Source organism: Photobacterium kagoshimensis, assembly GCF_050337045.1.
In the GTDB taxonomy this organism is placed as follows: Bacteria; Pseudomonadota; Gammaproteobacteria; order Enterobacterales; family Vibrionaceae; genus Photobacterium; species Photobacterium kagoshimensis.
Map to the genome: position 1 here is coordinate 275,408 of NZ_JAKJSO010000013.1, position 26,412 is coordinate 301,819.

A 26,412-nucleotide genomic window follows, 5' to 3' on the forward strand; every position below is an offset into this window, starting at 1 on the left:
AATCTTAAAGTGGCTTTGCAATAGTATCCGGTGCATTTCTATCAAATACTTCATTCGCCCACAGCATAACGATGAGCTCATCCTCACCAGTATTTGTGATGTCATGAGACCAACCAGGTACTGTTTCAACAATCTGAGGGTGTAAGGAATTCACTTCTAAGCTATAACACTCACCTGTTACTACATGTTCAAATTTGAACAATGCGCGCCCTTTGATCACTAAAAACTTCTCATTTTTGGTGTGATGGTAATGACCACCACGAGTAATCCCTGGATGGGCTGTAAAAAACGAAAACTGCCCTGCATCTTTCGTTTTCAACATTTCACAAAAAACACCTCGTTCATCACCATAACTCGGTACGTGATAACTAAATTGCGATGGTGTAAAATAGCTCAAATACGTAGAATAAAGAGCTCGCGCAAATCCAGAACCCACATTTTCGGTAATCAAAGAATCTCGACTGGATTTAAATTGTCGTAATAAATCCGCCACTTCACCAACAGTTGTCGAGTACTCAGGGTAGACTCTTTGTATACCAGACTCTCGCGATTTAGTAAGTAGACTGATTAATTCAAGACACACATCATCGATATATACAAGATCAACAGATGCAGAAGGGTCATGGATATTAATTGCTATGTCATTCGCTATATTATGGCAAAACGTTGCTACAAACGAATTATAATTAGGTCGACACCACTTACCAAAAACGTTTGGAAAACGGTAAATGTAATGACTCGCACCAGTGGCCTGACCATACAACTCAACTGCCTTTTCAGCTTGTGCTTTACTTACACCATAAGGATTATCACGGTCAACTTGAATCGAAGAGCTGATCATGATCGGTGCCTGATTTCCGGCTTGTTGTAGTTGAGCAACAATAAAATCAGTTAGATCCGCATTACCTTCTTTAAATTCAGCCTCATTTTTAGGACGATTAACACCAGCCAAATGAAAAACAAAATCTGCATCTTGGAGGTAACAAGCTAATTGACTGCGGCTTGTTTCAATATCAACCTTAACAAGATCGGTATAACCTTGCTCAGTTAACATCAAACATAGGTTTTTACCGATAAAGCCATTAGCTCCAGTAACAACAATGTTCATATTACGCATCCAAGTTGTATTCTTCACCCGCACAGATTGCGCGAATAAAGTTTAATTTTAACAGTAAATTTTTCATTCCCTCTACATCAAGACGCTCTGTATTGTGGGAATTGTAATCTTCTATTTCCGAAATGCGCTCATCGCCATCTTCCACAAATTTTCCGTAGTTTAAATCTCGTAAATCAGGTGGCACTTGGAAATAATCACCATGATCGATAGCTGCGACCATCTCTTCCCGGCTTAATAATGCCTCGTATAACTTTTCACCATGACGAGTACCAATTACATTAATAGAATGATCAGGTACGCCCAATAGCTCTGTTAATGCTTTAGCTAGCACTTCAATCGTTGCTGCTGGCGCTTTTTGTACAAAAATATCGCCATTTTTACCATGTTCGAAAGCATATAAAACCAAATCTACCGCATCGCCCAGCGTCATCATGAAGCGAGTCATGTTTGGATCGGTAATTGTAAGCGGTTTATTTGCTTTAATTAAGTCAACAAAAAGAGGGATCACAGAGCCACGAGACGCCATAACGTTACCGTAACGTGTTGCGCAAATAACCGTTTTATCTGGGTCAACATTACGAGATTTAGCCACAATTACCTTTTCCATCATGGCTTTTGATATCCCCATTGCATTAATCGGGTATACAGCTTTATCAGTACTTAAACAAACCACTCTAGACACTTCATTGGCAATACATGCCTCTAAGACATTTTCCGTACCTAAAACATTTGTTTTAACCGCTTCCATGGGATGAAATTCACATGACGGTACTTGTTTAAGAGCAGCGGCATGGTAGACAAAATCCACACCACGAGTGGCTGATAAAATCGAGTTATAATCACGCACATCACCAATGTAGAACTTTAGCTTTGCATTATTATACTTCTTGCGCATGTCATCTTGCTTCTTCTCATCACGAGAAAAGATACGGATCTCTTTAATATCAGTATCTAAAAAACGGTCAAGTACAGCATTGCCAAAAGAACCTGTACCACCTGTGATAAGTAAAACTTTATTTTTAAACATAAAAAATTCTTTATTTTCAATTAGTTAAAAGCTTAACATACTGCTCAGCCCTATCTTTCGCTGTTGGTAATGATCTAACATGTAGATAAGCATTATCGACATTATACTTAAGTAAATTCGAATTTGATAACCCTTCAAAAATAACTTTCGCTATTGACTGTGGATCTAGAGGGTCAAAATAGAAAGCGAACTCTTTACATACATTCTTAACAAACGCCCTATCAGATACGAAAACAGGAAGTTTCATCGCCATCGCCTCTACAGGGGTTGCCGAATAACATTCCAACAAACTCGGAAACACAATACCATCTAAACCACGGTAAAAAGTTAGGCATTCAGTAACATTTAAAGAACCAACTGTCGAAAAACCAGATAAGCGTTCAAATCCATTTAGATTCATTTCTTGAGTAGTTAGAGTGAATATAAACTCAACATCAAGCAGATATTTTTCTTTCAAAATATTGGCTACTTCAGGAAGAATGTCGATATTCTTATGCATATACGCTCGCCCCATAACTCCGAGGCGAACTTTAGAAGAAATATCAACACATGAATACTCTCTTTCATCAGAGTCTATATATTGAGAAGAAACACAATTTTCAACAACAGATATTAAATTGTCGCTAAAACCACGGTTGCTAATTAAAGCATTCTTAACATGCTCTTGCTCAACGACCAAATGATCGCTATTTTTAAAAAACATCCACTGCAACTCAAATTTCAATTTAGTCTTGAGTTTATCTATCAGAGAAAGCTTACTATACGCAGAATTATGCGGGTACGCTATCCAAGGCTGTGCAAAACCACACACATGTTTTTGCGTTGGCAATTTATAATAAACAGGCCCAAAGACAGTAAATACAGCCTCTGAATTCGAAATGAAATCAAAAAACTCTCTTCCCGGTTTTTTAAGTCCGAAGATATCATAGCAGAGTGATGACTCAAAATGATTGAAAACACTCATATCTGAAATACTTTCTCTTACAGTATTTGAGTATATAACTGAAATTTTCAAATTACTATCTATTTGCCTACCTAGGATCAACCCCGCTAGCTCTTCAATAAATGAAGCGGCTACTTGAACACCACCGCCAGCGTGTAGATTTGCTGCATTAACAACTACTTTCAAAACGACCTCTCTAACTGCGAGTTTTTAATATACGCACATAAGTTAAAACCATAAATAAAACAACAACAAATAACTTAATCACTAAAGCTAATAAAAGATCAAAATGACTTACAATATAGTAATTGAAGTAGTATACGCCTAATAACATGCCAATAAATTTGAAAATAAAAATAAGTCCCACGGGTACTTCCGCACATGATTTTTTTGCTGCCATATAATACATCACAGATAATAAAACATATGATACCAATGTAGACCAAGCTGCCGCTTCAACCCCCCAAATAGGTATAAACTTAACATTCAAATAAACATTAACAATTAGAGCAGTCAAGGTTGACAACGATATAAATATCGACTTTTTCATATAAAAGATAAAATTTGAAAAAGTAACAGTTAGATAGGTCAATGTATTAGCCATAACTAAAACTGGGAAAATTGTCGCAGAACTAGAATAAGAGTCAGAAAAAAACACAACAATCACCTCACTTCCAAATAGAATAACGAGTGATGATATTGCAATTATAAAATTTGCCACTTTAATAATAGTTTGTTTTATCTCCTTTGTATTATTATCATCAAGTAACTTATACATTCTAGGCTGCCATGAAGAATTCCAGGCCATCACGATAACAAGTAAAATCAAAGACAAATTATAGCCAAAAGAATAAAGTCCAACTGCAGTTGCATTAATATTATGATTCAGAATAAACCGATCAACTTGCGTTAAAAGACTATTTGATAATACATGTGGTATTAGTGGCACTGAAAATGCTATTGATGATAAAACATATTTAATCGAAAACTTAATCTCAATTATTTTTGAAAGGCGTTTAAAAACAAAAACAAGAGCGACTCCAGTAATTACTATTTGTGCATATGCCTTTGACAAATACTGTTCTGACGTTAACAGAAGAGCAAAAACAAATATAAACAGAACTTCAACTAACTTTATTGTAATGTTATACTTGGCATACTTTTTGCTTTGAACTGACGCTTGCAAATAGATAGTGTATGAGTATAAATATGTCAACATACATGATATTACAATAACAAGTACCATGTCATAGCTCGTTAAACCAAAAACCTCTCCTAAGCTGTCAATATAAAGAGGTGCTAATAACAAAGCTATTAACTGGAAAACAGATATTGCAACCAAGTTAGAAAAAAGAAAGCTACCAAATCCAACGGGGCTTTTCATGTATGTATTAAAGACTGAGTTTTGCAAATTCAACCCCAAGAAAACATACATGATCGTGATAGCTGATTGTATTAGCGATAATTTACCATAATCTTCCGGTGTCAATATAATCGTCAACAACGGTAAAGATACAAAAAGAAAACCTCTCACTAGCATTTCAGAAAAAAAGTAATTAATAAAATCAGATAAAGCTTTATTTTTTATATTCACAAGCATCTCATCAATCAATCAAACGAAATAAATTCATCCACTTTTCAGTAACAGAATTCTCACTATAAGCATCAATTGAATTACTCGCATTATTTATAAATTTACTACGAAGCTCATCGGTATTGATAAGTAAATCTATAGCCTTAGCTAGCTTAGCTACATCACCAACAGGAACTAATAATCCATTTTCTTCATGAGTAATGATTGTTTTTGGCCCTGCAGGGCAATCAAAGCTAATACAAGGGAGAGAATGAGCAAGTGCTTCAATCAAAACCATTCCTAGCCCTTCATACCTTGATGATAAAATAAACATTTCTGCAGAATTATACACGCTATCTATATTTTTAGCATAAGGCATCAATGTAATATTTTCAATACGATTATCCTCTATTATCTTATTAAGATAATCTTTATCCTCACCTTCTCCGTAAATTTCTAGTTTCCAACCAGCTTTTAAAGCAGTAGAACGATGCCAAGCATCTATTAATAAATCGAAGCCCTTTTGCTCGCATAGTCTACCGACAGCAATAGCAACTTTCTTTCTAGTGTTTTTTTGCATCGTTTTTGCTTCAACAATATTCGGAATAGTAAATAATTTATCACTATCCATCCAGTGATAAAGATGTCTATCTTCATTTGTTAAAATAACAAGTGCATCAATTTTATTATAAATTTTACTTCTTACCCACTTTAATATTGGATGAGGGACATCGTATTCAAAGTGCTCAATTGCAATAACCTTAGTTTTGATACCAACAGTGGAAAACAATGCTAAAATAACCATTTTAATATCACTACAAATAATGGTGTCAATTTTATTGTCTCTTATATAACGCCTAAAACCAGGCGCTTTTTTCCTTATATAATTAAGGTCAAAAATAATACCTTTAAATGCATTTAACTTTCGATTATACATACTAACTTCATGACTGTGATTCAAGTACTCAACTTTAACACCCTCTGATTTAAATACTTCTTCATCATATGTTTTATAAAGACTTAATATTGAAACATCGAAATTATGCAAAGACTTTAGCTTATTCGACAATGTAACAGAAACACGCTCTATACCACCTCGACCAGAAGCATTATTTAAAGCAAAACATATTTTATTAATCATAACCAATCAAACTACTAAAAGAGATAAAACTCGTTATTGAACTATCAAAATAAAAAATATTATAACGAGTTGAGAATAAATAAAGAAACCAAAATAGACTAGAGATCGTTAAAAACAATGAGAGTTTATAGCGTTCAATAAAAACAAGTATATTTCGATAGTGAAAAGCAAATGCCACTATATATATAACATACATTACCCTATATACTCTAAAACCTAAGTCCGTACCAAGTAGAAGGAGGAAGGACAAGGCTAGAACTGACACAAAGGATGCTTTTATAAAATCAGGAATCAGGCTTCTATATCGATATAAGTAAGCAGAAAAAAACGCTGACTCTACCGTTAACTGTACAAGGGAGCTTAAGTTTCCACCAGGAGGAGGGCTTAAATAATAGCTAAACTTTGCAGAAATTATCGGGCTAACAAAACTCAAAACTTTAACAATAAAAGGAGACAAAACCTTGATCGTTATCAGTACAAAAAAAGATAACGCTATAATTCTCCTTAAAAACGCATTAAAATCAAACTCTGGATCACTTGATGCGAGTTTAGATATTATTAAAAAAGGAGCTATTAGTAGTACCGTTCCATGACTTAGGCAACCTAAGCCAAGAAAGAGATAAAATTTAACTGTACACTTGTACTGACTTAAACAAAGAAATATAAAGCTAAATGCTAACAATTGACGAATAATTGTCATTGTTAATACAAAAAAAGTTATCGTTGACACATATACACAAAGAGCAACTAAGAGAAACTCAGGGCATATTCTCCATATAGCTATACTATATAGTCCTAATGAAATAAAAATCAACACTGACCATATTTCTTGAGGCGTGGAGGCAAATAGAGATATAACATAAACTCCCACCCAATATATAGGCTCCCAGCTACCTGTTTGGCTACTGGCTATCTGCATGACATTACTATATGAAAACTTTTTTAATTCCAGTATATCGTTAAAGGCCAAGAAATAGTGAACAATATCATTACCTAACCCAGAGTCAGTCATCAGCAAGTTTCTTTCTGGAATAACCATCGAAAGAAAGAAGATAGTATAAATAGAAATAGCAATTGATACTGGTCGAAACTCTTTCAAGTTTGTCAATCCTGATAACACTAACACTCTAATTAAAACTATAGGTGAAATCAGAACAAGTAATAAATTTAACACTGCAGCACCTTACATAGCCAGGAATGGCTAGACCGTCATCCTAGATTTACTACATTTTGAATAAGCTTCTTTTAAGAACACGACACTTACACCAATGCTCAAGCCAATTAATAGACCTAAAATAACAATTAATGCCTTTTCTGGCTTATCTTTAGAATGAGGCATTGCAACCTTTTCTACAAAATGAAATGTTTGTATTTCCGAACTGATAATAGCCCCATTAAGCTGGAATAGTTTTACTTTTTCATTAATAGAGTCTAACTTATCGCTAAATACAGCTGGGTCTTTAACTTCATTGAGGATCTTAAGCTTTGCTTTCAGAGCATCGACACCAAGATTAAAAGAAAAAGTATTTTCACCTATTCCGAGTTCAACTGGTTTATCAATAGATGCAGCTACAGCTATCTCTAAAGCATATTTGGTTTTTATTCTGATTTTTTCTAATTCAGAAAAAATTCTTTCCTCAGTGATTTGCTTCTCAATCCCTATTCGTAGAAGTTCGGTACTAACAATAACTTTTAGTTCCTCAAATAACTGTACATACACCTTCTCATTCACGAAATTGACATACTGATTTAACAGTGTGTAACTACTTCCTTTTGATGTCGACTGAAATGACAGCTCATATATGTCTTTATCTGGAATTCGTTCAGCCTTTATTTTATTCAAATAACGAATATAGAAATCGCTTTTTAATTTATCTTCTTTTTCTAACTTATCTTTATTGTCTATTAAAAAAGAAATTTTATTATCTTGAGAGTTGAACTGCTCAACAAATCTTGAAATGATATTTTTTCTATTGATTAAATTTTGATAAGGTTTATACCCTTCGCTTTCTTTAATCTCATCCGCATTACCATCAAATACACTTTTAAATTTAACTGCTTGTAAGTAAAACGCCTCCATATCTTTTATTTGAGGCTCAACTATTTTCGCTCGCGCCGTCCACCACTCCGTAGCACAAAATGCATAAGATGTAAATACAGCCAGGCATATTAGCGTGGATAAGACAAGAGATTTCCATCCATCCTTTAGTACTCTATAAAAAGAAAACACTTCTGAATAGAAGCTATCTCTTGAGTTATCACTTTTATCAGATACAACCACATCCACACCCATAAATCGAACTTCAATAATGAAATCACTCATTATCCTAATTGCAATTATCAATTGCAAGATATTTAAGCCTATAGCAAATATATCATACAAAGGTAGCAACAGATCCTACTCAGAATAACTAATAAGCTAGCAACACTAAGTGGAAAAATAGCCGAAACTGGTCTGTTTTTTGCGTTTGGTTCGGGGATTATTAATAAGGTAGGCCTAAAAAAGAACAATTGCGTTGGTGAAGTAAGAAAATATCAAAGCAATAAATAGGTTAATATATAGAAAAACCATAAACATTCCATCAACAAATCCATCACGGAGCCTTAAAGATGTACTCAAAATCAATCACTCTTTTGTGTTTAATACTCGCTTTCAAGCTCATTTCACTTTTCAGCATGTTTAAAGTACATCAGCCTGATCCTTGCTAAGTTCTCTGCACTATCCTCTGCGCGTTTCGGCTAGCATCTTCACCAAAGCGGTATCTCACATCCACAGCATCGATTCAACCAACCAATGTGAACGCGTAGCATTTAACAATTTTTTAGCACTTAGGTTTTTCGAGCTGATATAGTCTCTACATTTCACTTTGATAGAGACTGCTCTTCCACGCTCATCTGCAGCGGGCCTGTTCGGCCAAACAACTTATGTACCCAAGTTGTGATTTTCCAAATGTAACTAATCACCATAAAGTACACAGCAAAAATAGCTAAGAAGGTGGCAAACATGACACTTTCATCAATGCGCATCACATCAGACCAAATGCCAATACCGGCCATAATAGAGGCGCACAAACAAATTACAAACAAAGACATATTCGATGTCATACCGATGCGTTGGCAAATATGGTGTAGATGCTCGCGATCGGGTTTAAACGGAGACTGTCCTTTTCGCATGCGACGTACCATGATTGTTGCCATATCCATGAGCGGCAAAGCAATTAACCACAATGCTGTCACAGGGCGGATCGGCGTAGACTGCTCAACTTGCGTTGCTTCAATCAATAGCCAAATAACCGTAAAACCAATAAAAATACTGCCGGCATCACCCATAAAGACTTTAAAGCGTCGACCTAGTGGAAAACCGAGGTTCAGCAGAATGTATGGCAGCATAGCGGTAACGAGTAAGGCACACACCATGGCTAAATCGTAATTACCATCGATGAAGAATAAATAACCGAGCGCACCAAAGGTCACCGAGGCTAAGCCACCTAATAGGCCATCGATACCGTCAACCATATTAAACGCATTAATTGCACCGATCACAGCCAAAATGGTGATAAGGCCACTGGCAATAGGCGAAAGCTGGATCGCCTCACTGCCCATCAAATACCCCAAACTGTGTAAACTTTTATCACCGATTAGCATCATGGCTACCGAAACGCCCGCTTGAATCACTAAACGTAACTTAAAGCTAATATCATAGCGATCATCAATAACGCCAGTGATCACAAGTATTGTGGCGCAGCTTAAAAACAACACAACATCACGCTCTAAACTCGAAAAGAGCATCAGCGATATCGATAGAGTAATAAAGATAGACACACCGCCAATTAAAGGAATAACCCCTTGGTGATGTTTACGAGCATTGGGCTTATCAACAAGACCTATGTGTTTAGCGACTTTACGTAAAATAAATAAACAACAAAATGACAACGTAAAGACAAAGAGAAATGCATGTGTCATAACAAACAGTCTTAATAATAAAGTGGATACATAGGGTATGATTTTAGTATCGAAATATTAACATATAATGATGGAACTTTAGAACTAAGTCTCACTAAAGTTCCACTTAAACTTAGCAAGTATTCACTTGTATCATAACCATTTAATACAGACCAAAATGGCAAATGTACCAACAAAAATCTTATGTGAGGTACAGCCAAACCACGCGCCTAGACAAAAACACTTTTGTGTGAAGACATGGGTTAAGGATCTACCTGATTACCACCATCAATCAGCATTTTAGCCTATACTTTAAGTAGAATGAAAACTGAGGATGAGCTCATGCCTAAAAATAGGGTTCAATTTCAAAAAAGTATTTCTATTCAGGACTTTATCAACAAGTATGGTACTGAAGACCAGTGTCGGAAGAGGTTGTTTAATATGCGATGGCCTGAAGGGTTTAAGTGCCCTAACTGCCACCATAATAAGTATTGTCAGCTCAAATCTCGCAATTTGTATCAATGTAACCGCTGTCGCTATCAAGCTTCATTAACATCAGGAACCCTTTTTGCTAATTCGAAATTGCCTCTAACGACTTGGTTTTTAGCCATTTATCTAATCACACAAGAGAAGAACGGGATATCCGCACTAGAATTATCGCGCAACCTTGGTGTGTCTTATAATGCAGCATGGCGGTTAAAGCATAAGTTAATGCAAGCAATGAAAGAGCGTGATGATGAGTATCAACTTGCTGGTTTTATTCAAATAGATGATGCTTATTGGGGCGGTGTTCGTCGAGGCTCTCGCGGTAGAGAAGCAAAAGGGAAGCGTCCATTTGTTGCTGCTGTGTCTATCAATGATGAAGGGCACCCCATTCACATGCGTTTTTCTGTTGTTAAAGGCTTCCAGAAGCAAGAGCTAACTCAGTGGGCCAAAACTCATCTACGACCTAAATCATTAGCAATATCAGATGGTTTAGCTTGTTTTCGAGGGGTTGATGATACTAAGTCGTTCCACCTCGCTATTGTCACTGGCGGCGGCGCTGATTGTGTCGAATTACCGTACTTTAAGTGGGTAAACACAATGATAAGTAATGTAAAAAACGCAATGCACGGAACTTATCATGCGATAAATAACAAACACTTACCAAGATATTTAGCTGAATTCTGCTTCAAATTCAATCGCAGGTTTGATTTGGCAAAAATGATAGATAACTTGATTTATTCAAGCCTTCAAACAGCCCCTATGCCTGAGCGCTTACTCAAATTGGCTGAGGTTCGATGGTAATCAAGAGGATCTAAGTCCACAAGAAAAAGATAGCCTGCTTATCAAACCCTTTGAACAGGGAGCTATTAACACCTCATCTGGCGCTCTCGTTCACCCCAAAAAGACCAAACACCCCGCCAATTTTCAGCACTGGTTACGCTCAGAGATCTTTGAGCCATATATCGATACCGCTCATCAACTGAGAGAAAAAACAAGCGCGCAAGCACATGAGAGAAAGCACAAAACCAAGCTGGGGATATTAGTGATGTGAAAACCCGCTGTATATATCGCACATGCTCGGCCATAGCGATACACGGTTACTGTTCGAGGTGTATGCCCCGTATGTCGCCAATGCATCACGCAGTGACGGCAGCGCCTTTGATGCACTCATGCAAAAGGGGATCGGCTAGCTGTATCTATCTTATTTCATGGGTATTACATTGTATGTCATAGATTCATTCATGAATGCGTTCATGGCGACCATAGATAATTTAAGCTTAGAAACAAAAAATGCCGTACCCGAAGGCACAGCACTTTTATTCAACGACTACCGCTAGATTTTACCTATTAATAGCGCCAGTATCATTCTTTCGATATTGGCGCTATTGCGCATTCTATTTATCCGAGCCCGCATTGCTCGCTTCCATATCAAAGCTGATGGGCTTGTTGGTCCCGAACAACTTGTGAATAAACGTGATGATGCGCCAAATGTGGCTAATGGCAAAAAAGTAGACCGCAAACACTGCCAAGAAACTGAAAAACATCACGGACTCACGGATATCGTTCATATCGGCCCAAATACCAATCATCGCCATGAGTGATGCCATGGTGCAGATGATCACCAATGACATACCAGAAGAGAAGCCAATGCGTTGGCAAATATGGTGAAGGTGCTCACGATCTGGCTTAAACGGTGAATGGCCTTTGCGAACACGGCGGATCATAATGGTCGCCATATCCATCAGGGGTATCGCGATTAGCCATAATGCGGTGACAGGTTTAAATGCATAAACGCCTGGCTCTTGCGTGCCACGGATCAGCATCCACACGGCGGCAAAGCCAATAAACACACTACCTGCATCGCCCATGAAGACTTTAAAGCGACGCCCCAGCGGAATGCCTAAATTCAGCATAATGTATGGCACCATCGCAGTCACTATCAGTAAGCACACTGCTGCTAGGTATTCATTGCCACTCGCGTAAAAGACCAAGCCCAATGCACTAAAGGTGACAGAAGCCAAGCCGCCGAGTAAACCGTCAATACCATCGACCATGTTGAAGGCATTAATTGCCCCTATCACGCCCAGCACAGTAATGATACCACTGGCCAGTGGTGACAAGGTGATGGTGTCACTGCCCATTAAGTAACCCAAGTTATGCAAACTGTGATCGCCCAAGTGGATCATGGCAAGTGAAATAGCCGCTTGCACCAATAAGCGCAGTTTAAAGCTAATATCGTAATAGTCATCAATGGCGCCCACGACGACTAATACAAAGGCACAGCTTAAAAACAAGATCAGGCTTTGACTGATAGGCAGAAAAATAAGGAAGCCAATACACACAGTGGTGAAAATAGAAATTCCCCCCACTAATGGAATAACCCCTTGGTGAAGTTTTCGGGCATTAGGTTTGTCAACCAAGCCAATACGTTTTGCCACTTTGCGGAAAATAAATAAACTGCAAAATGATAAAACAAAAACAAATAGAAATGCGGTAGTTGTCATAATGGTTTCAATTAAGAATAATTTTTTAGAGCTATAATCAAACGTACTAGTCTTAGCTAAGCTGAACTCAAGCAATAAGGGATAATGGTTTGTCGCTTATCGCCACAATCATGGGATACCAGTCATGTGGAAGGCTTCAACGGTTTCTTCCGCCATTAGCATATCAATCGCATCAGTAAGCTGAATTTCATCGCCCGCACCAGAAATAACAGATTTTGTTATTTTCTTCATAATAGAGCCTTAATAAAAGTAACAACCTTGTCGCTCTTATTAGAGAGTCAACGTATCGCAGTAAACATGAGTATTACTCATACAAATAGCAGTAAGCACACCCTACAGGTAAAAGATAGCAAGCGAAGTTGACAAGATAGAGAAAACTAAATTTCCAAGCTTAACGAGAGTGGAAATTTAGTTTCAGAAAAGATGTGTATCGTATTTTAAAGAATGGCGATGGAAGAAATCGACTGACCATTCTTATATTTTAACTTAGTCACTACCGAAAAGATCACGGGTATAAACTTTGCTTGCAACATCTTCAAGTTCAAGTGCCATACGGTTAGACACAATCACATCAGACATGGCTTTGAATTCTGCAAAATCTTCAATAACAACCGAATGGAAGAACTCTTTATCTTTTAATACAGGCTCGTAAATAACAACTTCAATCCCTTTGGCTTTCAAGCGCTTCATGATGCCTTGGATACTAGACGCACGGAAATTATCCGAACCCGATTTCATGATTAAGCGATAGATACCCACACGCTTAGGATTACGTTTTAAAATACTATCTGCAACGAAATCTTTACGTGTAGTATTGGCATCAACGATTGCACCAATAATGCTATTTGGTACATCAGCGTAGTTAGCACGAAGTTGTTTGGTGTCTTTAGGTAAGCAGTAACCACCGTAACCAAAAGAAGGGTTGTTGTAATGGTTACCAATACGCGGATCTAACCCCACACCTTCAATAACTTGACGTGCATCTAAACCATGCGCCTCGGCGTAAGAATCTAACTCATTAAAGTACGCCACTCGCATCGCAAGGTAAGTGTTCGAGAAAAGTTTCACTGCTTCCGCTTCTGTCGAATCAGTAAACAAGACTTCAATATCTTGTTTAACCGCGCCTTCAACCAGCAAGTTTGCAAAAACTTTCGCACGTTCACTGCGTTCACCAACGATAATACGTGATGGGTGCAAGTTATCGTATAACGCACGGCCTTCTCGTAAAAACTCAGGTGAAAATATTATATTTTCACAGTCTAACTCTTGTTTAATACGTGCCGTATAACCAACTGGCACAGTAGATTTAATCACCATCACAGCATTAGGATTTATCGCCATAACATCTTTAATAACCGCTTCAACTGAAGAGGTATTAAAGTAGTTGGTTTCCACGTCGTAGTCCGTTGGTGTAGCAATAACGACATAGTCAGCGTCTCTATAGGCTAACTCTTTATCAAGTGTTGCTGTGAAATTTAATGACTTATTTACAAGAAAATCTTCAATTTCCACATCGACAATCGGAGATAGCTTGCAGTTTAAAAGCTTCACCTTTTCTTCGATAATATCAACCGCAATAACATCGTGATGCTGTGCCAAAAGCATCGAATTAGACAGGCCTACATAACCTGTACCAGCAACAGCAATTTTCATATTGTCTCTTTCTTTATATATAAATACTCAATAATTGAGTGAAGTTTTCTCCACTTTTTCTCGAATCGAGCAATGGTAATAATGCATTCACAGACGACATAACATCAGCGATATGTTTCCCTTATATTTATTAAATGCGTCTAGGGATAACAGTTAATCAGAAAATGTATCCCTAGAAGTGCGTTCATTATTGCTATGCGATGATTTAATAACCTAGGAAAATAGGTGAAAAATAGCACCATGGCTTAGCAATTCTGTTTAAATTAACTGAATTTTCGCTAAAACCGTATCAACATACTGCTTCGCGCTCGCAATACTTGTCGACTCTGCATAACAACGTAACTCTGGCGCATTACCAGAAGGGCGAAGATGAATAACATCATCGTTATCAAGCGTTAAACGTAATCCATCAGTAACATCTACATTTTTAATCGCTGCATTGTCAAAACCTAGCTTTGCCAGTAACAGTTCTGGATTAGCCTGACCATCAGCTAAAATTTGCAGGCTTTTTCCAGTTGCAAAGTTTTGAATGCGGTCACTGTCAGTCACTCGTTGAGGTAAGGCATTAACCAGAGGAGAGATACCATTGTTACCTGCAGCAGCAAGTAGCATTAGAGCAGGTAAAACGGCATCACGTGTTGGCAGTGCTTTTAGCGTTTTTCCATTTACTTGAACATCGCTACCCAGTAAATAGCCACCATTAGCTTCAAAACCGGCAATAGAAGCATACGTCTTCGCCAGTGACGCAAATTCGGCAATCACATAAGGTGAACCAATCTTTGTACGCTCAACATGCTTAAACACGTCTAAGCTCTCAACCACGGTATTGCAACTAACGGGTATTGCAAGTGCTTCAATGTTCATTGCACTTGAGCATAACAACCCGAGAATGTCACCGCGTAGCCACTCACCGTTCTCATCGGCCACTAGCGGACGATCACCGTCGCCATCTGTCGAGAAAATAGTATCTAGTTGATATTGCTTAGACCAATTTACTGCTTTTAGTTTATCCGCGTCAGCTACCGCTTCGGTATCAATTGGCACAAACTCATCACTACGCTCTAATGAAATAACTTCAGCGCCAAGGCTAGTAAATAACGGGGCATATAAATCACGCCCAGCACTTGAGTGCTCATAAATACCAATACGCTTACCGCTGAGTAATGATGCATCAAATAACTCAGTGTAACGAGCAATATAATCTGTCGCGGCACGTTGACTTGCTATCACTTGGGGTAAATCACTGATTGCAGAAAATGAAGCATCAGCGTTTAAAATCGCTTGCTCATCAGCTTTATTAATTTCGCCATCAGGGCGGTAAAACTTAAGACCATTACGATCGAAAGGAATATGGCTACCAGTGATCATAATACACGGGATATTGTCTTGCATCGCCACATAGGCAAGCGCTGGTGTTGGTACCACACCATAATAAACCGCTTCAAGACCTAACTGTTCTAAAGCTTTAATACAAGCTTGTGCCATCGCCGGGCTGCTAGGGCGATTATCAATTGCAAGCGCAACTGTTTTGAAATTAAACTGCCCCTGCATGCACTGTATAAAGGCATGAGTAAAAGCAGCACAGGCATCCGCCGTAAATTGTTCGACTAAACCACGCGCACCACTGGTACCAAACTGAATACCGGATTCTTTAATAACTGTTGAGCTAACTAGCATACAAAACTCTACACGTAATGAATGTTGAATAAATTAAGTGATTAGAAACAGCTTAATTTAAGAAAATTTTATTCGCACTCCTAAGCACGACCATATCGGTCTTCAAAGCGAACAATATCGTCTTCACCAAGGTACGAACCTGTTTGAACTTCAATCATTTCTAATGGAATTTTACCTGGGTTCTCAAGGGCATGAATCGTACCTAACGGAATATACGTCGACTGATCTTCCGTCACTAAAATCACTTCATCGCCATTGGTGACACTTGCAGTACCAGCAACAACAATCCAATGCTCACTGCGGTGGAAGTGTTTTTGAATAGAAAGCTTTTGACCCGGATTGACTGTGATACGTTTTACTTGGTCACGAGCACCAAAATCTATCGAATCGTATTTACCCCAAGGACGATAAACTTCACGATGAATCTTATATTCAGAACGCTCTGTATCTTTTAGCTGCTGCACAATCGCTTTAACATCTTGCACCTGTGATTTATCAGCGACTAAGATGGCATCTTTAGTTTCAACAATCACTAGGTTATTTACGCCAACTGTCGCAATCAGTTTGTTTTCAGCGTATACATAATTATGCTCCGATTTAACCGCAATCACATCACCTTTATGAGCATTATTATTACAGTCTTTTTCAGATACATCCCATAATGCAGACCAAGAGCCAACATCACTCCACCCCGCATCCATTGGCACAACCACTAAGTTACCCGAACCGTTAGGTGCACAAACGGGTTCCATCACGGCATAATCGATTGAATCCGCAGGGCATGCTTGAAATGCCTGCTTATCGACACGCACAAAATCTAAATCAGCTTGGGTAGTACTCATGGCTTTTTCACAAGCTTCTAGCATGGCAGGGTTATGCGCTTTCAATTCCTCTATATATCGAGAAGCTTTAAACATAAACATACCGCTATTCCAGTAATATTCACTAGAATCTAAATAAGCTTGAGCAGTTGCTAAGTCCGGTTTCTCAACAAAGCTATCGACTTTAAACGCGGCATCACTTTGAGAGGCTCCACGCTTAATATAGCCATATCCCGTTTCTGCGGCGGTGGGTACAATACCAAAAGTGACCAATTGACCAGCTTCAGCATGAGGTAAAGCTTGATTAACTGAACGTTGAAATGCTACTTGGCTTTCAATCAAGTGATCAGCCGCAAGCACTAACAATATTGGCTCAACATCTGAACCTTCAACATGCTTTAAAGCTTGAAGTGCGGCAAGAGCAATAGCGGGTGCTGTATTACGGCCCACTGGCTCTAAAATAATTCCAGAATGCTCAAAGCCACCTAAACGCATTTGCTCTGCAGCAATGAAACGGTGCTCTTCGTTACAAATAAGTAACGGTGCTTTATGCTCAAGTCCTTCAAGGCGAGCAAAGGTTTGTTGCAGCATCGATTGCTCACCGGTTACTTTTAGAAATTGCTTTGGATGTAACTCACGAGACAAAGGCCAAAGACGGCTACCTGTGCCTCCAGCCATGATTACCGGATATAGCATATTAATTCCTTAAAACTTAAATAATTAATTTAAAAATTGAGAGGCGATAAATAATAGCTGTAAACTTATTTATCAAAGTAGTTATCGAATACTTGCTCTAGACGCCTCTGATTACACGGAAAAGTCATGAACATTCCCGTCAATAAAGGCTCGACAGTACCTTCAAAAGGTACTCAGAATCCATCGCACACATCGCTCTTTTGTGTTTAATACTCGCTTTTAAGCTCGTTTCACTTTTCAGCATGTTTAAGCACATCTGTCTGATCCTTGCAAAGTTCTCTGCACTTTCTTCCGCTCGTTTTCGGCAAGCATCTTCACCAAATGACGTATCGAGGGACCAATGCATCGACTCGACTAACCAATGTGAGCGTGTCGTATTTAACAATTCTTTAGCACTTAGGCTTTTCGAGCTAATATAGTATCTAACTGAAAATTCAGACTCTTTCGCCGCTGCTTCTTATTGTCTAATCGAAACCACGATACCCATTGTTTTCAGCTCTGGCCAATCAAATTCTAAGTCGCCTAAAACACTCAAATCAGTGTTTGTTAATGCCAACCTAGTCTCTTCTCTGCTCCGCGATTTTTCTTGCGTGCTGTAAGAATCACCATCGTGTTTTTGCAACATACTCATATCGAAATAGTTGTCGAACGCTTGATCCAAACGACCTTGATTGCCTTTTACTGCTAGTAAGTAATCAGCGTTCTTATTTAGCACTTTTTGAGCAATTTTCTTTTGGCATCCGATAGCATCAATAGTTACCAAACAACTTGATATATCAAGCAGTTCGAGCAACTCAGGGATGGCTGTGATCTCATTAGATTTCTCGTAAACTTTATGCTGTCCGAGACTAACACTATTTTCAGTCGCAAAGGCGTTCACCATATGAATGGCACCAAGACCTCGAGAGTCATCATAAGAGCCCCTGACAGTTTTACCATCAATGGCTATGACTTCACCTTTAGTTAGCTCACAGCAATCTTTCATCCACTCGATAAAACATTTTTGCAATCGAGTCGAATTAATCATTCCCATCGCTCTGGCTATCGTCGACGTAGAAGGGACACCATGGCTAAAATCACCAAATCGCTTCAAGAAATCTAAACGAACCTCACCTTATAAGTGAATCGCTTTCCAATCGTCTTGACCAGAAAGCACCGCACAAATTGTTAACAAGATGATATCAGTTAACTTGTGCTCGACTTTGCCTGGTTGTCGGTAATCTGGGATGACATCGAAATGCATAAATGGGTGCTGATTACTCATCGTTGGACCTCCAATTTATCTATGGAGGTATTAGAAAACACTGAAACTGATCTACAAACCGATCATCGGCGAATTGACTGTTATGTGTTGGCACTAACTAATGAGTTTCAAAACTGAGAACTCACTAGGCCATGAACCCTTTAAACATGGGCATGTACATGAATTTTCCCTGTCTTGCCCTGTTTATTAAATTCTTCAAAGTGAAATTTCATTTTAACTCACAATCAAACATGACGCATATTGAATCTACGTATATTCTGTAGTAAAAAAAAATCTTCCGTATAAGGCTTTAAGATTTTCGAAGCGTAGAAAACCAAAGATAAAATAGGTAAAATAACAATAAAAAACCCACCTTGACTACTATATAAAACCCAATCAAATAAATATATAATTCCAAAGTGAATAATATAACCCGTATATGTAACCTTACCAATTTGAGACAATACCTTAGGATATGGCAGTTTAAAACTCAACGTTATCATTAACATAGCAAAAGCACTCAAACTAATTATATAAGTGAGAAAACCACCACCAAATGCTATCCAATAGATAAAATACATTAACGATATAGAAGACAAAATAAGTCCATGTCTACGTAGTGAACTTAATTTCAATTCATATAGATAAAACGCCAAAACTCCCAACAAGAAACATGGTAGCTGGTTTAAAAAATTCAAATAAATAAAGTCATCTAGCAAATTATTATCCGATGATGAATACAACTCTCTTATGATAAACTCCAAGGGTGAAGAGAAAAACATCAACAATATCATTATTAAATAAATGGTATAAACAGAGTATCTATTGATTAAATAAAGCAGGGCCGGAAAAATAATGTAAAAATATAATTCATTTATAATACTCCAGCTTCCAGGAACAACATTATTAATGTTCTCCGGAAAAAACCCAGATAACATGGTATATAGTATAATATAATTCGAAAAATCAAACCCAAGTGGATTCCAGTAACTAGGTGACAAATGAACTGGTATATAAAGAAGAGATGCAATAAATAAAAGTGGAATAATCCTTAAAAACCTTTTAAGATAAAAATTAACAATAAATTTTTTGTCAATAATTTTCACACGTGAAGACACCAAAGCCATTGTAAAGCCACTTATAACAAAAAATAATTGGACTCCAAATCTACCTAAAACTAAAATATTATCCAGCATTAAAAAACCACTTGGAAAAAAAAGTACAGTATGCACGGTTATTACGCCAATTAAGGCTAAACCTCTCAGCATGTCAAGCTCATTAAGACGAGAGTCAATACTGTCATTCATACTGCAAACTTCCTTTTAATAATTTTTGTAAATCAACACTCAGATGTGACTTGTAGGAACCGATTTCCTCAGCCTTTCTAATCAGCAACTCCTTATCTCTGCATATCTCTAACAAGTGAGTATCATTATTGTAAGTAATCACCTCATCACGAAATTCAGACTCAATAGAGGTAAATGTATTCTTTTTAAGTAAAATTGGTTTCTCAGATAATAACCCCAATGCAAATCTAGTTGGGAAGCCTGTTTCCGTTCTCACATTACATAGACCATTATAAGCCATCAAAACAGCATCAAAGCTCTGTAGAAAACTTGCAAATTTCCCATTAGATATTTCTTCATAAGAAAATGGTTTAAATGTTTTAACATTATCAATATTTACAATAGGATCTGTAGTTTCCTGAATCCATATTTCAATATTTTCACTAGCAAGTTTTGTTATTAAAACAGTTATATCATCAATAGTTCTTTCACTAAACTTTGTATTCCCCAAGAATATCAACTTACACATTTCCGTATTTTTAAGTTCAAAACCATAGTTACAATTAAAGTCAGAAGAATCTCCCATGTAACTACTTGGAAGTAAATCACGAAAGACAAAAATATTATTACTCTGAGAAATGTTATTTACTTTAAAGAAATCACTCATTTCACGAGAAGACAGAATGACATTATCAAAGCTAGAAAAATAATTATTATCTAACCATGCAAGAGAATATCTATTATCAAACTTAACATTACTCCTTACAGGATAAGTATTTACGACTAGAGAACTTGAAACTTTAATACCTTTGCTTTTGCAGAATAAATCGATTGCCTTTTTTTGTGTGATTAGTGTTGTACTCCATATATATAATATATGAGTGTAATCTGACTCAAGCAACTTTGAGCTTACTAAATCGGGCAGAGATGCAGGTCTTTTAAGATGATTAAAGACATCCAACATAAAAATGAAAGGTTCAAATCGATCCATCTTTATTTTTTTTGTCAGCATTTTTATTCGACTTATTTTTGATGGCGAACGTACCTCATCATAAAAAACATTTATATTTTCATATATACTAGGTAATTCAACACACGAAACACCAACATCCCAAAAATCAACTTCAACCCCTAAATTTAAGGCTTCCTCTACATAGGCATGAACAAATACGACATTTGATGAACCAACAATAAGTATTTTCATAAGAGAGTTAACGTTTCCTAAAAATAGCTCTTAATGCGTAATGAACAAAATAATATGAAGATTGAAAAATATTTAACTTTTCTTCCTTTCGATATATAGACCACTGCCTAATCGCTTTTTTAATTTTATTTCTTGAAATAGATCCCGGTGTAATTCTATAACTCGTTAGAACCTTTTTAAAAATATGAGCCTTTGCTCCATTTCGTAAAATCTTCAACCAAAGCGCATAATCTTGACCAGTTCTTAAATTAGGCATTGTCAAATCGAAAATCCCATTATTTCTAATCATGACAGTGGAGCAACCTAAAGTAGCTTTCTTAGCTAAAATATCCTTATAGTTAAAGCATTCTATATTGTGTGTGGCATCAACAGTCCTATTCTTCCTACTTCCATCTTGTTCAAAAATTTTAAATGCAGTAAAAGAAAAGTCAATATCATCACCCATAAAATCAGTTTGTAGCTTAAGTTTATTTTCCTCCCAAACATCATCGCTATCGACAAATGCGATGAATGTCCCACTAGCCAGTGCTATAGAATTATTTCTTGCAACAGCAGCACCTGAATTAACATCAAGCCTATTAATCACCAACCTGTCATCAATACATGCTAAATCTTTTAGATATTCAAATGTTCCATCCGTTGAACAGTCATCAGTAACAATCCACTCCCACTCAACCAAGGATTGATTTAATATAGACTGATAGGTTTCACTTATATATGACCTTGAATTATATGTAGCCGTTATGATTGAAACGAAAGTTTTATTTTTACACACAATATTAAATCTCATTATAAATTTTGATATATTGTTTGGAAATAATACTCTGTGATATCACCCCCCTCCAAAAGTCAACATTAACACCAACTCTATTTTCCTTTATTTTATTTATGATCTGTGATGCTATTTCGTTTGGATTTTGAGAATCAAGAACTAAACAGTCAGGCTCTTGTTTAATAAAGTCTTTTACATCACCTACATCAACTGAATAAATTGGGACACCACAAGCAAGAGATTCCTTTACTATATTTGGCGAACCTTCATTATCAGAAACAAGTAAAACAAAATCACTTGCATTTATATAGAAAGGTACAACATCAGGGGACACACCTGACATCTCAAGCATTTTATACTCAAAAGAGATACAACTTTGATTAAGAAGATCAATCACTTTTTCTGCAATATCCTTCCTCTTTATCTTTGAGTTACCAATATTAGAAAATAAGACATATTTAAACCTTTCATTCAATGACAATTTACTTAATGCTTTATCTTTATTTATCGGATAAAACTTTTCGAAATCCACTCCCGTTGTTATTGTATATACTTTTCTATGAATCGATCTAGGTAGGAAAGATTTCAAACTTTCAGAGACAACCGTGGAACTCGGAATTATTCGAGCAGATAAGATTGAGCATGTAACACTTAATTTAGATTTTAGTCTTCCTCTTATCGTCATTGGACTTCCTCCATGTAAATCAGTACCATGAAAGGATACGATGGTTTTTTTAGGACAGATTAAAGCTGCAATTAATGACTGAACCCCACCAAAGTGAACATGAAAAAGATTATAATCCATATTTTTTTTTGAAAATCTAATCATAAATAAATCATACACTAGAATAAAATATGCAAAGAAACCATATTTTTTCAAATCAACTGGCAACAGTTCAACTTCTATCCCTTGATTTGTTAAGCATATATATAAATTCTTTATTACTGGATTATTATTACTATTAGGTATACTTGATATCTGATTAGATATAATTAATATTTTCATCATCTAATGCCTAAAAGTTTTTGCATTGTAACAGTAAATCCTTTTATAAAAATCACCAACCATCTGTTCATAAAATGATTTTTCCTAATCCATGATTCCAAATGTAAACTAAATATTTCAGAATGATACAAATCACACATAACAGACAACTGCTCTATGTGTTCATTATGATAGTATGGACTAGCGAGATTGCTATAATATAATGAGTTTGTTTTTAACGCGTACCGACTAAATAGCTTAGAGTCAAACTTTGGTAATAATCTTTCCAATTCTTGGCAACTCTCAGTGTAACATTTCCAATCTTCATCTTTATTTGAATATTTAGCATAGTCATATACTCCCCAAATTGCAGATATATATCCATTTAAAACAATGCTTGGAGATTCAGTTGGGTATTCTTCAAAAATAAATGTCTCATCAATCCTACACCCGCCTTTACTCACTGGTAATAATAAAAAGTCATAAGCTCCTTTTATAATATAATCATATCTATTTGAATTGAAATATATGGAATATCGAATGAAAAGTGAAATAGCTTGACCTTGAATCAGGCCAGAATGAAATCCAGACTCAAGTTCAAATAAGGGAAATGGAAAACCAACAGTCCATTTAATACCATTAGGTAATATTACAATATTATCCTCTAGCCATTTGCAACTAGACTCAACGATATTAAGGTACTGACTTTCCCCTGTTTCGATATACTTATCTAATGCACCTAATCCAACCTGGCAAACGGTTACTGGGTGAATGATTTGTGGATTCCCTGTTTTTCTGAATAATTTCGAATCTGGTTCTATTATTACCTTTTTCCTAAGATCATTATAATATCCACGAATCTCATTTTTAGAGTAGAACTGACCTCTACTCTGGGGACCATGCCAATAATCGTCTTGCAATGCTAAAGTTTTAAGCTTTTTAATTGTGTTAAGCATAATATTACCGAACAATAGATTTTATTGCACTTAAGATATTGCAAGAAAACCCTACAACGTCTCCTGCTTCTGAATTATAACCATAAATATAATTTTTCGAAAATTCACCTAACGCCCCAACATCATATGAGACAACTCTAATACCGTAAGCTTTTGCCAAATAAGCGACACCGGATTGAGTTGCATTTCGATAAGGCAAAATTAAAACATCAAGAGATGCTATGTATTCATGCATTTCTTCATTAGAAATAAAATTATTATTAATAATAATCTTGCCGCGAAGATTTTCAAAGCTAGATCTATCTAGACCATATCCACGACCAACAACACTCAATGTATAATTACAGCCAATCTCTTTCTCAAGATATTTAAAGATATCTGGAATATCATTGACACCTTTATATGGTTCAATCCTACCAAAAAAACCAACGTGTGGTACATCACTTGGTTTCTTTTTATCAACTAACCTTCTAGGCGTGGGATGCTCTGCCACATGCAACTTATTTTCATTAAAATTAACTCCATCATATAAACTCTCATTATGAAAATGGAGTATGCTATTACCTAATAAAAGCATTTTTCTTGAAAAAACAGCACTGAACTTTGCGGATAGAGACCTAAACTGACCGTCATGGTAATTTAAATCATGTATTGTGACCATATTCGGTTTATTTAGCGCATTAAGTAACCCGCACTTTAAAAACGGATAAAATATACTTTCATCAACAATATGAATATAGTCTGGATTAAAGCTTTCTACTTTATTTCTTATTTTTAAAAATTTACCTTTCAAACCAAATGATACGAAACTAAGTAATTGACTGAAATATCTGACCTTAAGATTCTTTGATGTAGAATATGGTAGGGAGATAAAATCAACACCTTTCGATAAATAATATTCACATTCTTTTAGATTTATCACTTCTTTTTGTGTTAAAACTTGTACTTCCACACCGTCATTTAAAAGCTTTTCTACCCAACATAATAAATAGTCTGCCATTCCGCCTGATGACATTTCACCAGCTAATATCAATGTCACTCTTTTAGGGGATTTAGTTACCACAAGTAGGCCTCATCGTTTTAGATTCATACATTGCCACAATGACAAATAAGTAAAGATAAAAGTTATTAAGTTCGACTGTTAAAGATGCTAAAAGAAATGAAATAATAACCATCTTGAATTGAAGATCATTTGACTTAAATATTGAAATAAAAATATTAGAAATAGCGATAACACCAAGCCATCCAGTAGAAAGCATAATTTCCAATAACTTTGATTTAGGGCTTGGTACCATATCTCCTGAAATATATAAGTCAACTTCAACCCCTGAAATATGATTAATCAATCCAGTTTCTTTTAATACTTCAACATACAATAGGCCAAAACTTCCAAATCCAACACCCTGAGGATTATAAATAAACAGTGATACTGCCGTGTAAATTGATGTTAGTCGGGTAACGAATGTACCGTAAACACCATTTTCAATGGATAATCCATTCATCCCCATTTCTTTGAATACATCCCAAAAAAGAACTACTGACCTATAATTATCAACATTATCAAATAAGTAGTCATGATTACTAAATAAGAGTATTAAAGATAAAAACATAACCAGTGAAGAATATATTTTAATTTTAATCGCCGATCTAAAAAAAACAAATATTACTAACACTAAAAACACAACTAAATACATTGCTTTTGATGAAATCAACAATGCCGATAACAAAAAAGAGACTGCGATTAATTTACCCACAATGTCTCGTTTTAAATCAAAAAGACAAAAAACAAAAAATGTCATGAAGTAGTATGCAGCAGATGATGGCTCAAAGAAGAGCATTGACACTCTTTCACCTGGAGCAATAGATAACTGAATAAGCCCAACTATTATATTGAAACACATTCCCCAAAGAATAATATTTAAATTTCTTTGGTAAGAATTACCTGACATTATAAGATAAACAGAGAAACCTATAAAAAACTCTAAAGAAAACTTTCTTAGCCTATATAAGACTCTCAATACATCCACATCTGATATAACGTCCATATTAAGAAGTAAAAATATCATCGTTGATAGTAGACCAAGAGAATAGATAGCAACGACTTGAGCACTAAGTTTAGATATAGAAAAATCAATATTCCCGCATAATCTAAATATTAAGAAACCAAATAAACCAAACGCGAGATATAATGGCATTGGTAACAGTGCTGATGAAATGATTATTATCAATAAAAAATCAACAAGATTTATACTTCCGATTATGTTTTTATTGCAATTTCTGCTTACCATATAAACCCCTAAAAAAATGGCTCATGGCTTTAAAATAGAGCGGCCCTTTTTTTGTGTTTTTCAATGAACGGTATATATATGTTAAAAGAGTATAAAGC

At 36.2% G+C, this 26,412-nt stretch carries 20 protein-coding genes and 3 pseudogenes; 2 read left to right on the top strand and 21 right to left on the bottom strand.

Annotated features, from left to right (window positions below; all coding sequences use genetic code 11):
• Window positions 1-4: 4 nt before the first annotated feature.
• The 8 genes from wbjC to wecA (L4C35_RS12140) all read right to left on the bottom strand — a co-directional run bounded on the left by wbjC (window position 5) and on the right by wecA (L4C35_RS12140) (window position 9,764).
• On the bottom strand, window positions 5-1,108 hold the full coding sequence (wbjC, locus tag L4C35_RS12105; RefSeq protein ID WP_428463095.1) for a UDP-2-acetamido-2,6-beta-L-arabino-hexul-4-ose reductase: 1,104 nt from the start codon (window positions 1,106-1,108) through the stop codon (window positions 5-7).
• A 1-nt stretch (window position 1,109) separates the two neighbouring features.
• Entirely contained in the window at window positions 1,110-2,144 is a 1,035-nt protein-coding gene (locus L4C35_RS12110; RefSeq protein WP_428463096.1) for a polysaccharide biosynthesis protein, read from the bottom strand.
• Between the two features lie 16 nt (window positions 2,145-2,160).
• Window positions 2,161-3,273 (bottom strand): glycosyltransferase, encoded by a 1,113-nt coding sequence (locus tag L4C35_RS12115; RefSeq protein ID WP_428463097.1) that lies wholly within the window; start codon window positions 3,271-3,273, stop codon window positions 2,161-2,163.
• A 10-nt stretch (window positions 3,274-3,283) separates the two neighbouring features.
• Window positions 3,284-4,681, bottom strand: coding sequence for a lipopolysaccharide biosynthesis protein (locus L4C35_RS12120; RefSeq protein ID WP_428463098.1), 1,398 nt, complete (start codon window positions 4,679-4,681; stop codon window positions 3,284-3,286).
• Window positions 4,682-4,691: 10 nt separating this feature from the next.
• Window positions 4,692-5,801, bottom strand: a complete 1,110-nt coding sequence (locus L4C35_RS12125) for a glycosyltransferase family 4 protein (RefSeq protein ID WP_428463099.1) — start codon at window positions 5,799-5,801, stop codon at window positions 4,692-4,694.
• A complete protein-coding gene (locus L4C35_RS12130; protein WP_428463100.1) occupies window positions 5,794-6,975 on the bottom strand; it encodes an EpsG family protein in 1,182 nt (393 codons plus the stop codon). Before L4C35_RS12130 ends, L4C35_RS12125 begins: the two co-directional genes overlap by 8 nt.
• 27 nt (window positions 6,976-7,002) lie before the next feature.
• Entirely contained in the window at window positions 7,003-8,124 is a 1,122-nt protein-coding gene (locus tag L4C35_RS12135; protein ID WP_428463101.1) for a Wzz/FepE/Etk N-terminal domain-containing protein, read from the bottom strand.
• A gap of 539 nt (window positions 8,125-8,663) precedes the next feature.
• Window positions 8,664-9,764, bottom strand: coding sequence for a UDP-N-acetylglucosamine--undecaprenyl-phosphate N-acetylglucosaminephosphotransferase (gene wecA, locus L4C35_RS12140; RefSeq protein ID WP_428463102.1), 1,101 nt, complete (start codon window positions 9,762-9,764; stop codon window positions 8,664-8,666).
• A gap of 321 nt (window positions 9,765-10,085) precedes the next feature.
• Here wecA (L4C35_RS12140) and L4C35_RS12145 point away from each other — a divergent pair, with 321 nt between their 5' ends.
• Together L4C35_RS12145 and L4C35_RS12150 are read left to right on the top strand one after the other, a co-directional pair.
• Complete coding sequence (locus tag L4C35_RS12145; RefSeq protein ID WP_428463103.1) at window positions 10,086-11,030, top strand: IS1595 family transposase; 945 nt, start codon at window positions 10,086-10,088, stop codon at window positions 11,028-11,030.
• A 248-nt stretch (window positions 11,031-11,278) separates the two neighbouring features.
• Window positions 11,279-11,419, top strand: a pseudogene (locus tag L4C35_RS12150) (integrase); the annotation flags it as partial.
• A gap of 204 nt (window positions 11,420-11,623) precedes the next feature.
• Here the strand turns inward: L4C35_RS12150 and wecA (L4C35_RS12155) are convergent.
• From wecA (L4C35_RS12155) to L4C35_RS12215, 13 genes and pseudogenes are all read right to left on the bottom strand, one after another.
• Complete coding sequence (gene wecA / locus L4C35_RS12155; protein ID WP_428463104.1) at window positions 11,624-12,733, bottom strand: UDP-N-acetylglucosamine--undecaprenyl-phosphate N-acetylglucosaminephosphotransferase; 1,110 nt, start codon at window positions 12,731-12,733, stop codon at window positions 11,624-11,626.
• 95 nt (window positions 12,734-12,828) lie between these two features.
• Window positions 12,829-12,934 (bottom strand): annotated as a pseudogene (locus tag L4C35_RS12160) (UTP--glucose-1-phosphate uridylyltransferase); the annotation flags it as partial.
• A 285-nt stretch (window positions 12,935-13,219) separates the two neighbouring features.
• A complete protein-coding gene (locus L4C35_RS12165; protein WP_428463105.1) occupies window positions 13,220-14,386 on the bottom strand; it encodes a nucleotide sugar dehydrogenase in 1,167 nt (388 codons plus the stop codon).
• Between the two features lie 258 nt (window positions 14,387-14,644).
• On the bottom strand, window positions 14,645-16,063 hold the full coding sequence (locus tag L4C35_RS12170) for a phosphomannomutase (RefSeq protein ID WP_428463106.1): 1,419 nt from the start codon (window positions 16,061-16,063) through the stop codon (window positions 14,645-14,647).
• Window positions 16,064-16,143: 80 nt separating this feature from the next.
• Window positions 16,144-17,580, bottom strand: a complete 1,437-nt coding sequence (locus L4C35_RS12175) for a mannose-1-phosphate guanylyltransferase/mannose-6-phosphate isomerase (protein ID WP_428463107.1) — start codon at window positions 17,578-17,580, stop codon at window positions 16,144-16,146.
• Window positions 17,581-17,719: 139 nt separating this feature from the next.
• Window positions 17,720-18,844 (bottom strand): annotated as a pseudogene (locus tag L4C35_RS12180) (ISAs1 family transposase).
• 224 nt (window positions 18,845-19,068) lie between these two features.
• Window positions 19,069-20,130, bottom strand: coding sequence for an acyltransferase family protein (locus L4C35_RS12185; protein WP_428463108.1), 1,062 nt, complete (start codon window positions 20,128-20,130; stop codon window positions 19,069-19,071).
• Window positions 20,123-21,313: a hypothetical protein gene (locus tag L4C35_RS12190; RefSeq protein ID WP_428463109.1), complete on the bottom strand. Its 1,191-nt coding sequence runs from the start codon at window positions 21,311-21,313 to the stop codon at window positions 20,123-20,125. The genes L4C35_RS12185 and L4C35_RS12190 overlap by 8 nt, the downstream gene beginning before the upstream one ends.
• A 7-nt stretch (window positions 21,314-21,320) precedes the next feature.
• Window positions 21,321-22,103, bottom strand: coding sequence for a glycosyltransferase family 2 protein (locus L4C35_RS12195; RefSeq protein ID WP_428463110.1), 783 nt, complete (start codon window positions 22,101-22,103; stop codon window positions 21,321-21,323).
• Window positions 22,093-23,094 carry a glycosyltransferase gene (locus tag L4C35_RS12200; protein ID WP_428463111.1) on the bottom strand — a complete coding sequence of 334 codons (1,002 nt, stop codon included), beginning with the start codon at window positions 23,092-23,094 and terminating at the stop codon, window positions 22,093-22,095. Before L4C35_RS12200 ends, L4C35_RS12195 begins: the two co-directional genes overlap by 11 nt.
• On the bottom strand, window positions 23,091-24,026 hold the full coding sequence (locus L4C35_RS12205; protein ID WP_428463112.1) for a D-glucuronyl C5-epimerase family protein: 936 nt from the start codon (window positions 24,024-24,026) through the stop codon (window positions 23,091-23,093). The genes L4C35_RS12200 and L4C35_RS12205 overlap by 4 nt, the downstream gene beginning before the upstream one ends.
• Before the next feature lie 4 nt (window positions 24,027-24,030).
• Entirely contained in the window at window positions 24,031-25,089 is a 1,059-nt protein-coding gene (locus tag L4C35_RS12210; RefSeq protein ID WP_428463113.1) for a glycosyltransferase family 4 protein, read from the bottom strand.
• A complete protein-coding gene (locus L4C35_RS12215) occupies window positions 25,079-26,314 on the bottom strand; it encodes a hypothetical protein (RefSeq protein WP_428463114.1) in 1,236 nt (411 codons plus the stop codon). Before L4C35_RS12215 ends, L4C35_RS12210 begins: the two co-directional genes overlap by 11 nt.
• Window positions 26,315-26,412: the final 98 nt, after the last annotated feature.

Coding starts and splice junctions, on each gene's coding strand:
- L4C35_RS12200 (WP_428463111.1), bottom strand. CDS start 23,094: ATGATGAAAATATTAATTATATCTAATCAGATATCAAGTATACCTAAT.
- L4C35_RS12110 (WP_428463096.1), bottom strand. CDS start 2,144: ATGTTTAAAAATAAAGTTTTACTTATCACAGGTGGTACAGGTTCTTTT.
- L4C35_RS12145 (WP_428463103.1), top strand. CDS start 10,086: ATGCCTAAAAATAGGGTTCAATTTCAAAAAAGTATTTCTATTCAGGAC.
- L4C35_RS12165 (WP_428463105.1), bottom strand. CDS start 14,386: ATGAAAATTGCTGTTGCTGGTACAGGTTATGTAGGCCTGTCTAATTCG.
- L4C35_RS12205 (WP_428463112.1), bottom strand. CDS start 24,026: ATGCTTAACACAATTAAAAAGCTTAAAACTTTAGCATTGCAAGACGAT.
- L4C35_RS12135 (WP_428463101.1), bottom strand. CDS start 8,124: ATGAGTGATTTCATTATTGAAGTTCGATTTATGGGTGTGGATGTGGTT.
- wecA (WP_428463102.1), bottom strand. CDS start 9,764: ATGACACATGCATTTCTCTTTGTCTTTACGTTGTCATTTTGTTGTTTA.
- L4C35_RS12190 (WP_428463109.1), bottom strand. CDS start 21,313: ATGAAAATACTTATTGTTGGTTCATCAAATGTCGTATTTGTTCATGCC.
- L4C35_RS12185 (WP_428463108.1), bottom strand. CDS start 20,130: ATGAATGACAGTATTGACTCTCGTCTTAATGAGCTTGACATGCTGAGA.
- L4C35_RS12125 (WP_428463099.1), bottom strand. CDS start 5,801: ATGATTAATAAAATATGTTTTGCTTTAAATAATGCTTCTGGTCGAGGT.
- L4C35_RS12170 (WP_428463106.1), bottom strand. CDS start 16,063: ATGCTAGTTAGCTCAACAGTTATTAAAGAATCCGGTATTCAGTTTGGT.
- wecA (WP_428463104.1), bottom strand. CDS start 12,733: ATGACAACTACCGCATTTCTATTTGTTTTTGTTTTATCATTTTGCAGT.
- L4C35_RS12195 (WP_428463110.1), bottom strand. CDS start 22,103: ATGAGATTTAATATTGTGTGTAAAAATAAAACTTTCGTTTCAATCATA.
- wbjC (WP_428463095.1), bottom strand. CDS start 1,108: ATGAACATTGTTGTTACTGGAGCTAATGGCTTTATCGGTAAAAACCTA.
- L4C35_RS12215 (WP_428463114.1), bottom strand. CDS start 26,314: ATGGTAAGCAGAAATTGCAATAAAAACATAATCGGAAGTATAAATCTT.
- L4C35_RS12175 (WP_428463107.1), bottom strand. CDS start 17,580: ATGCTATATCCGGTAATCATGGCTGGAGGCACAGGTAGCCGTCTTTGG.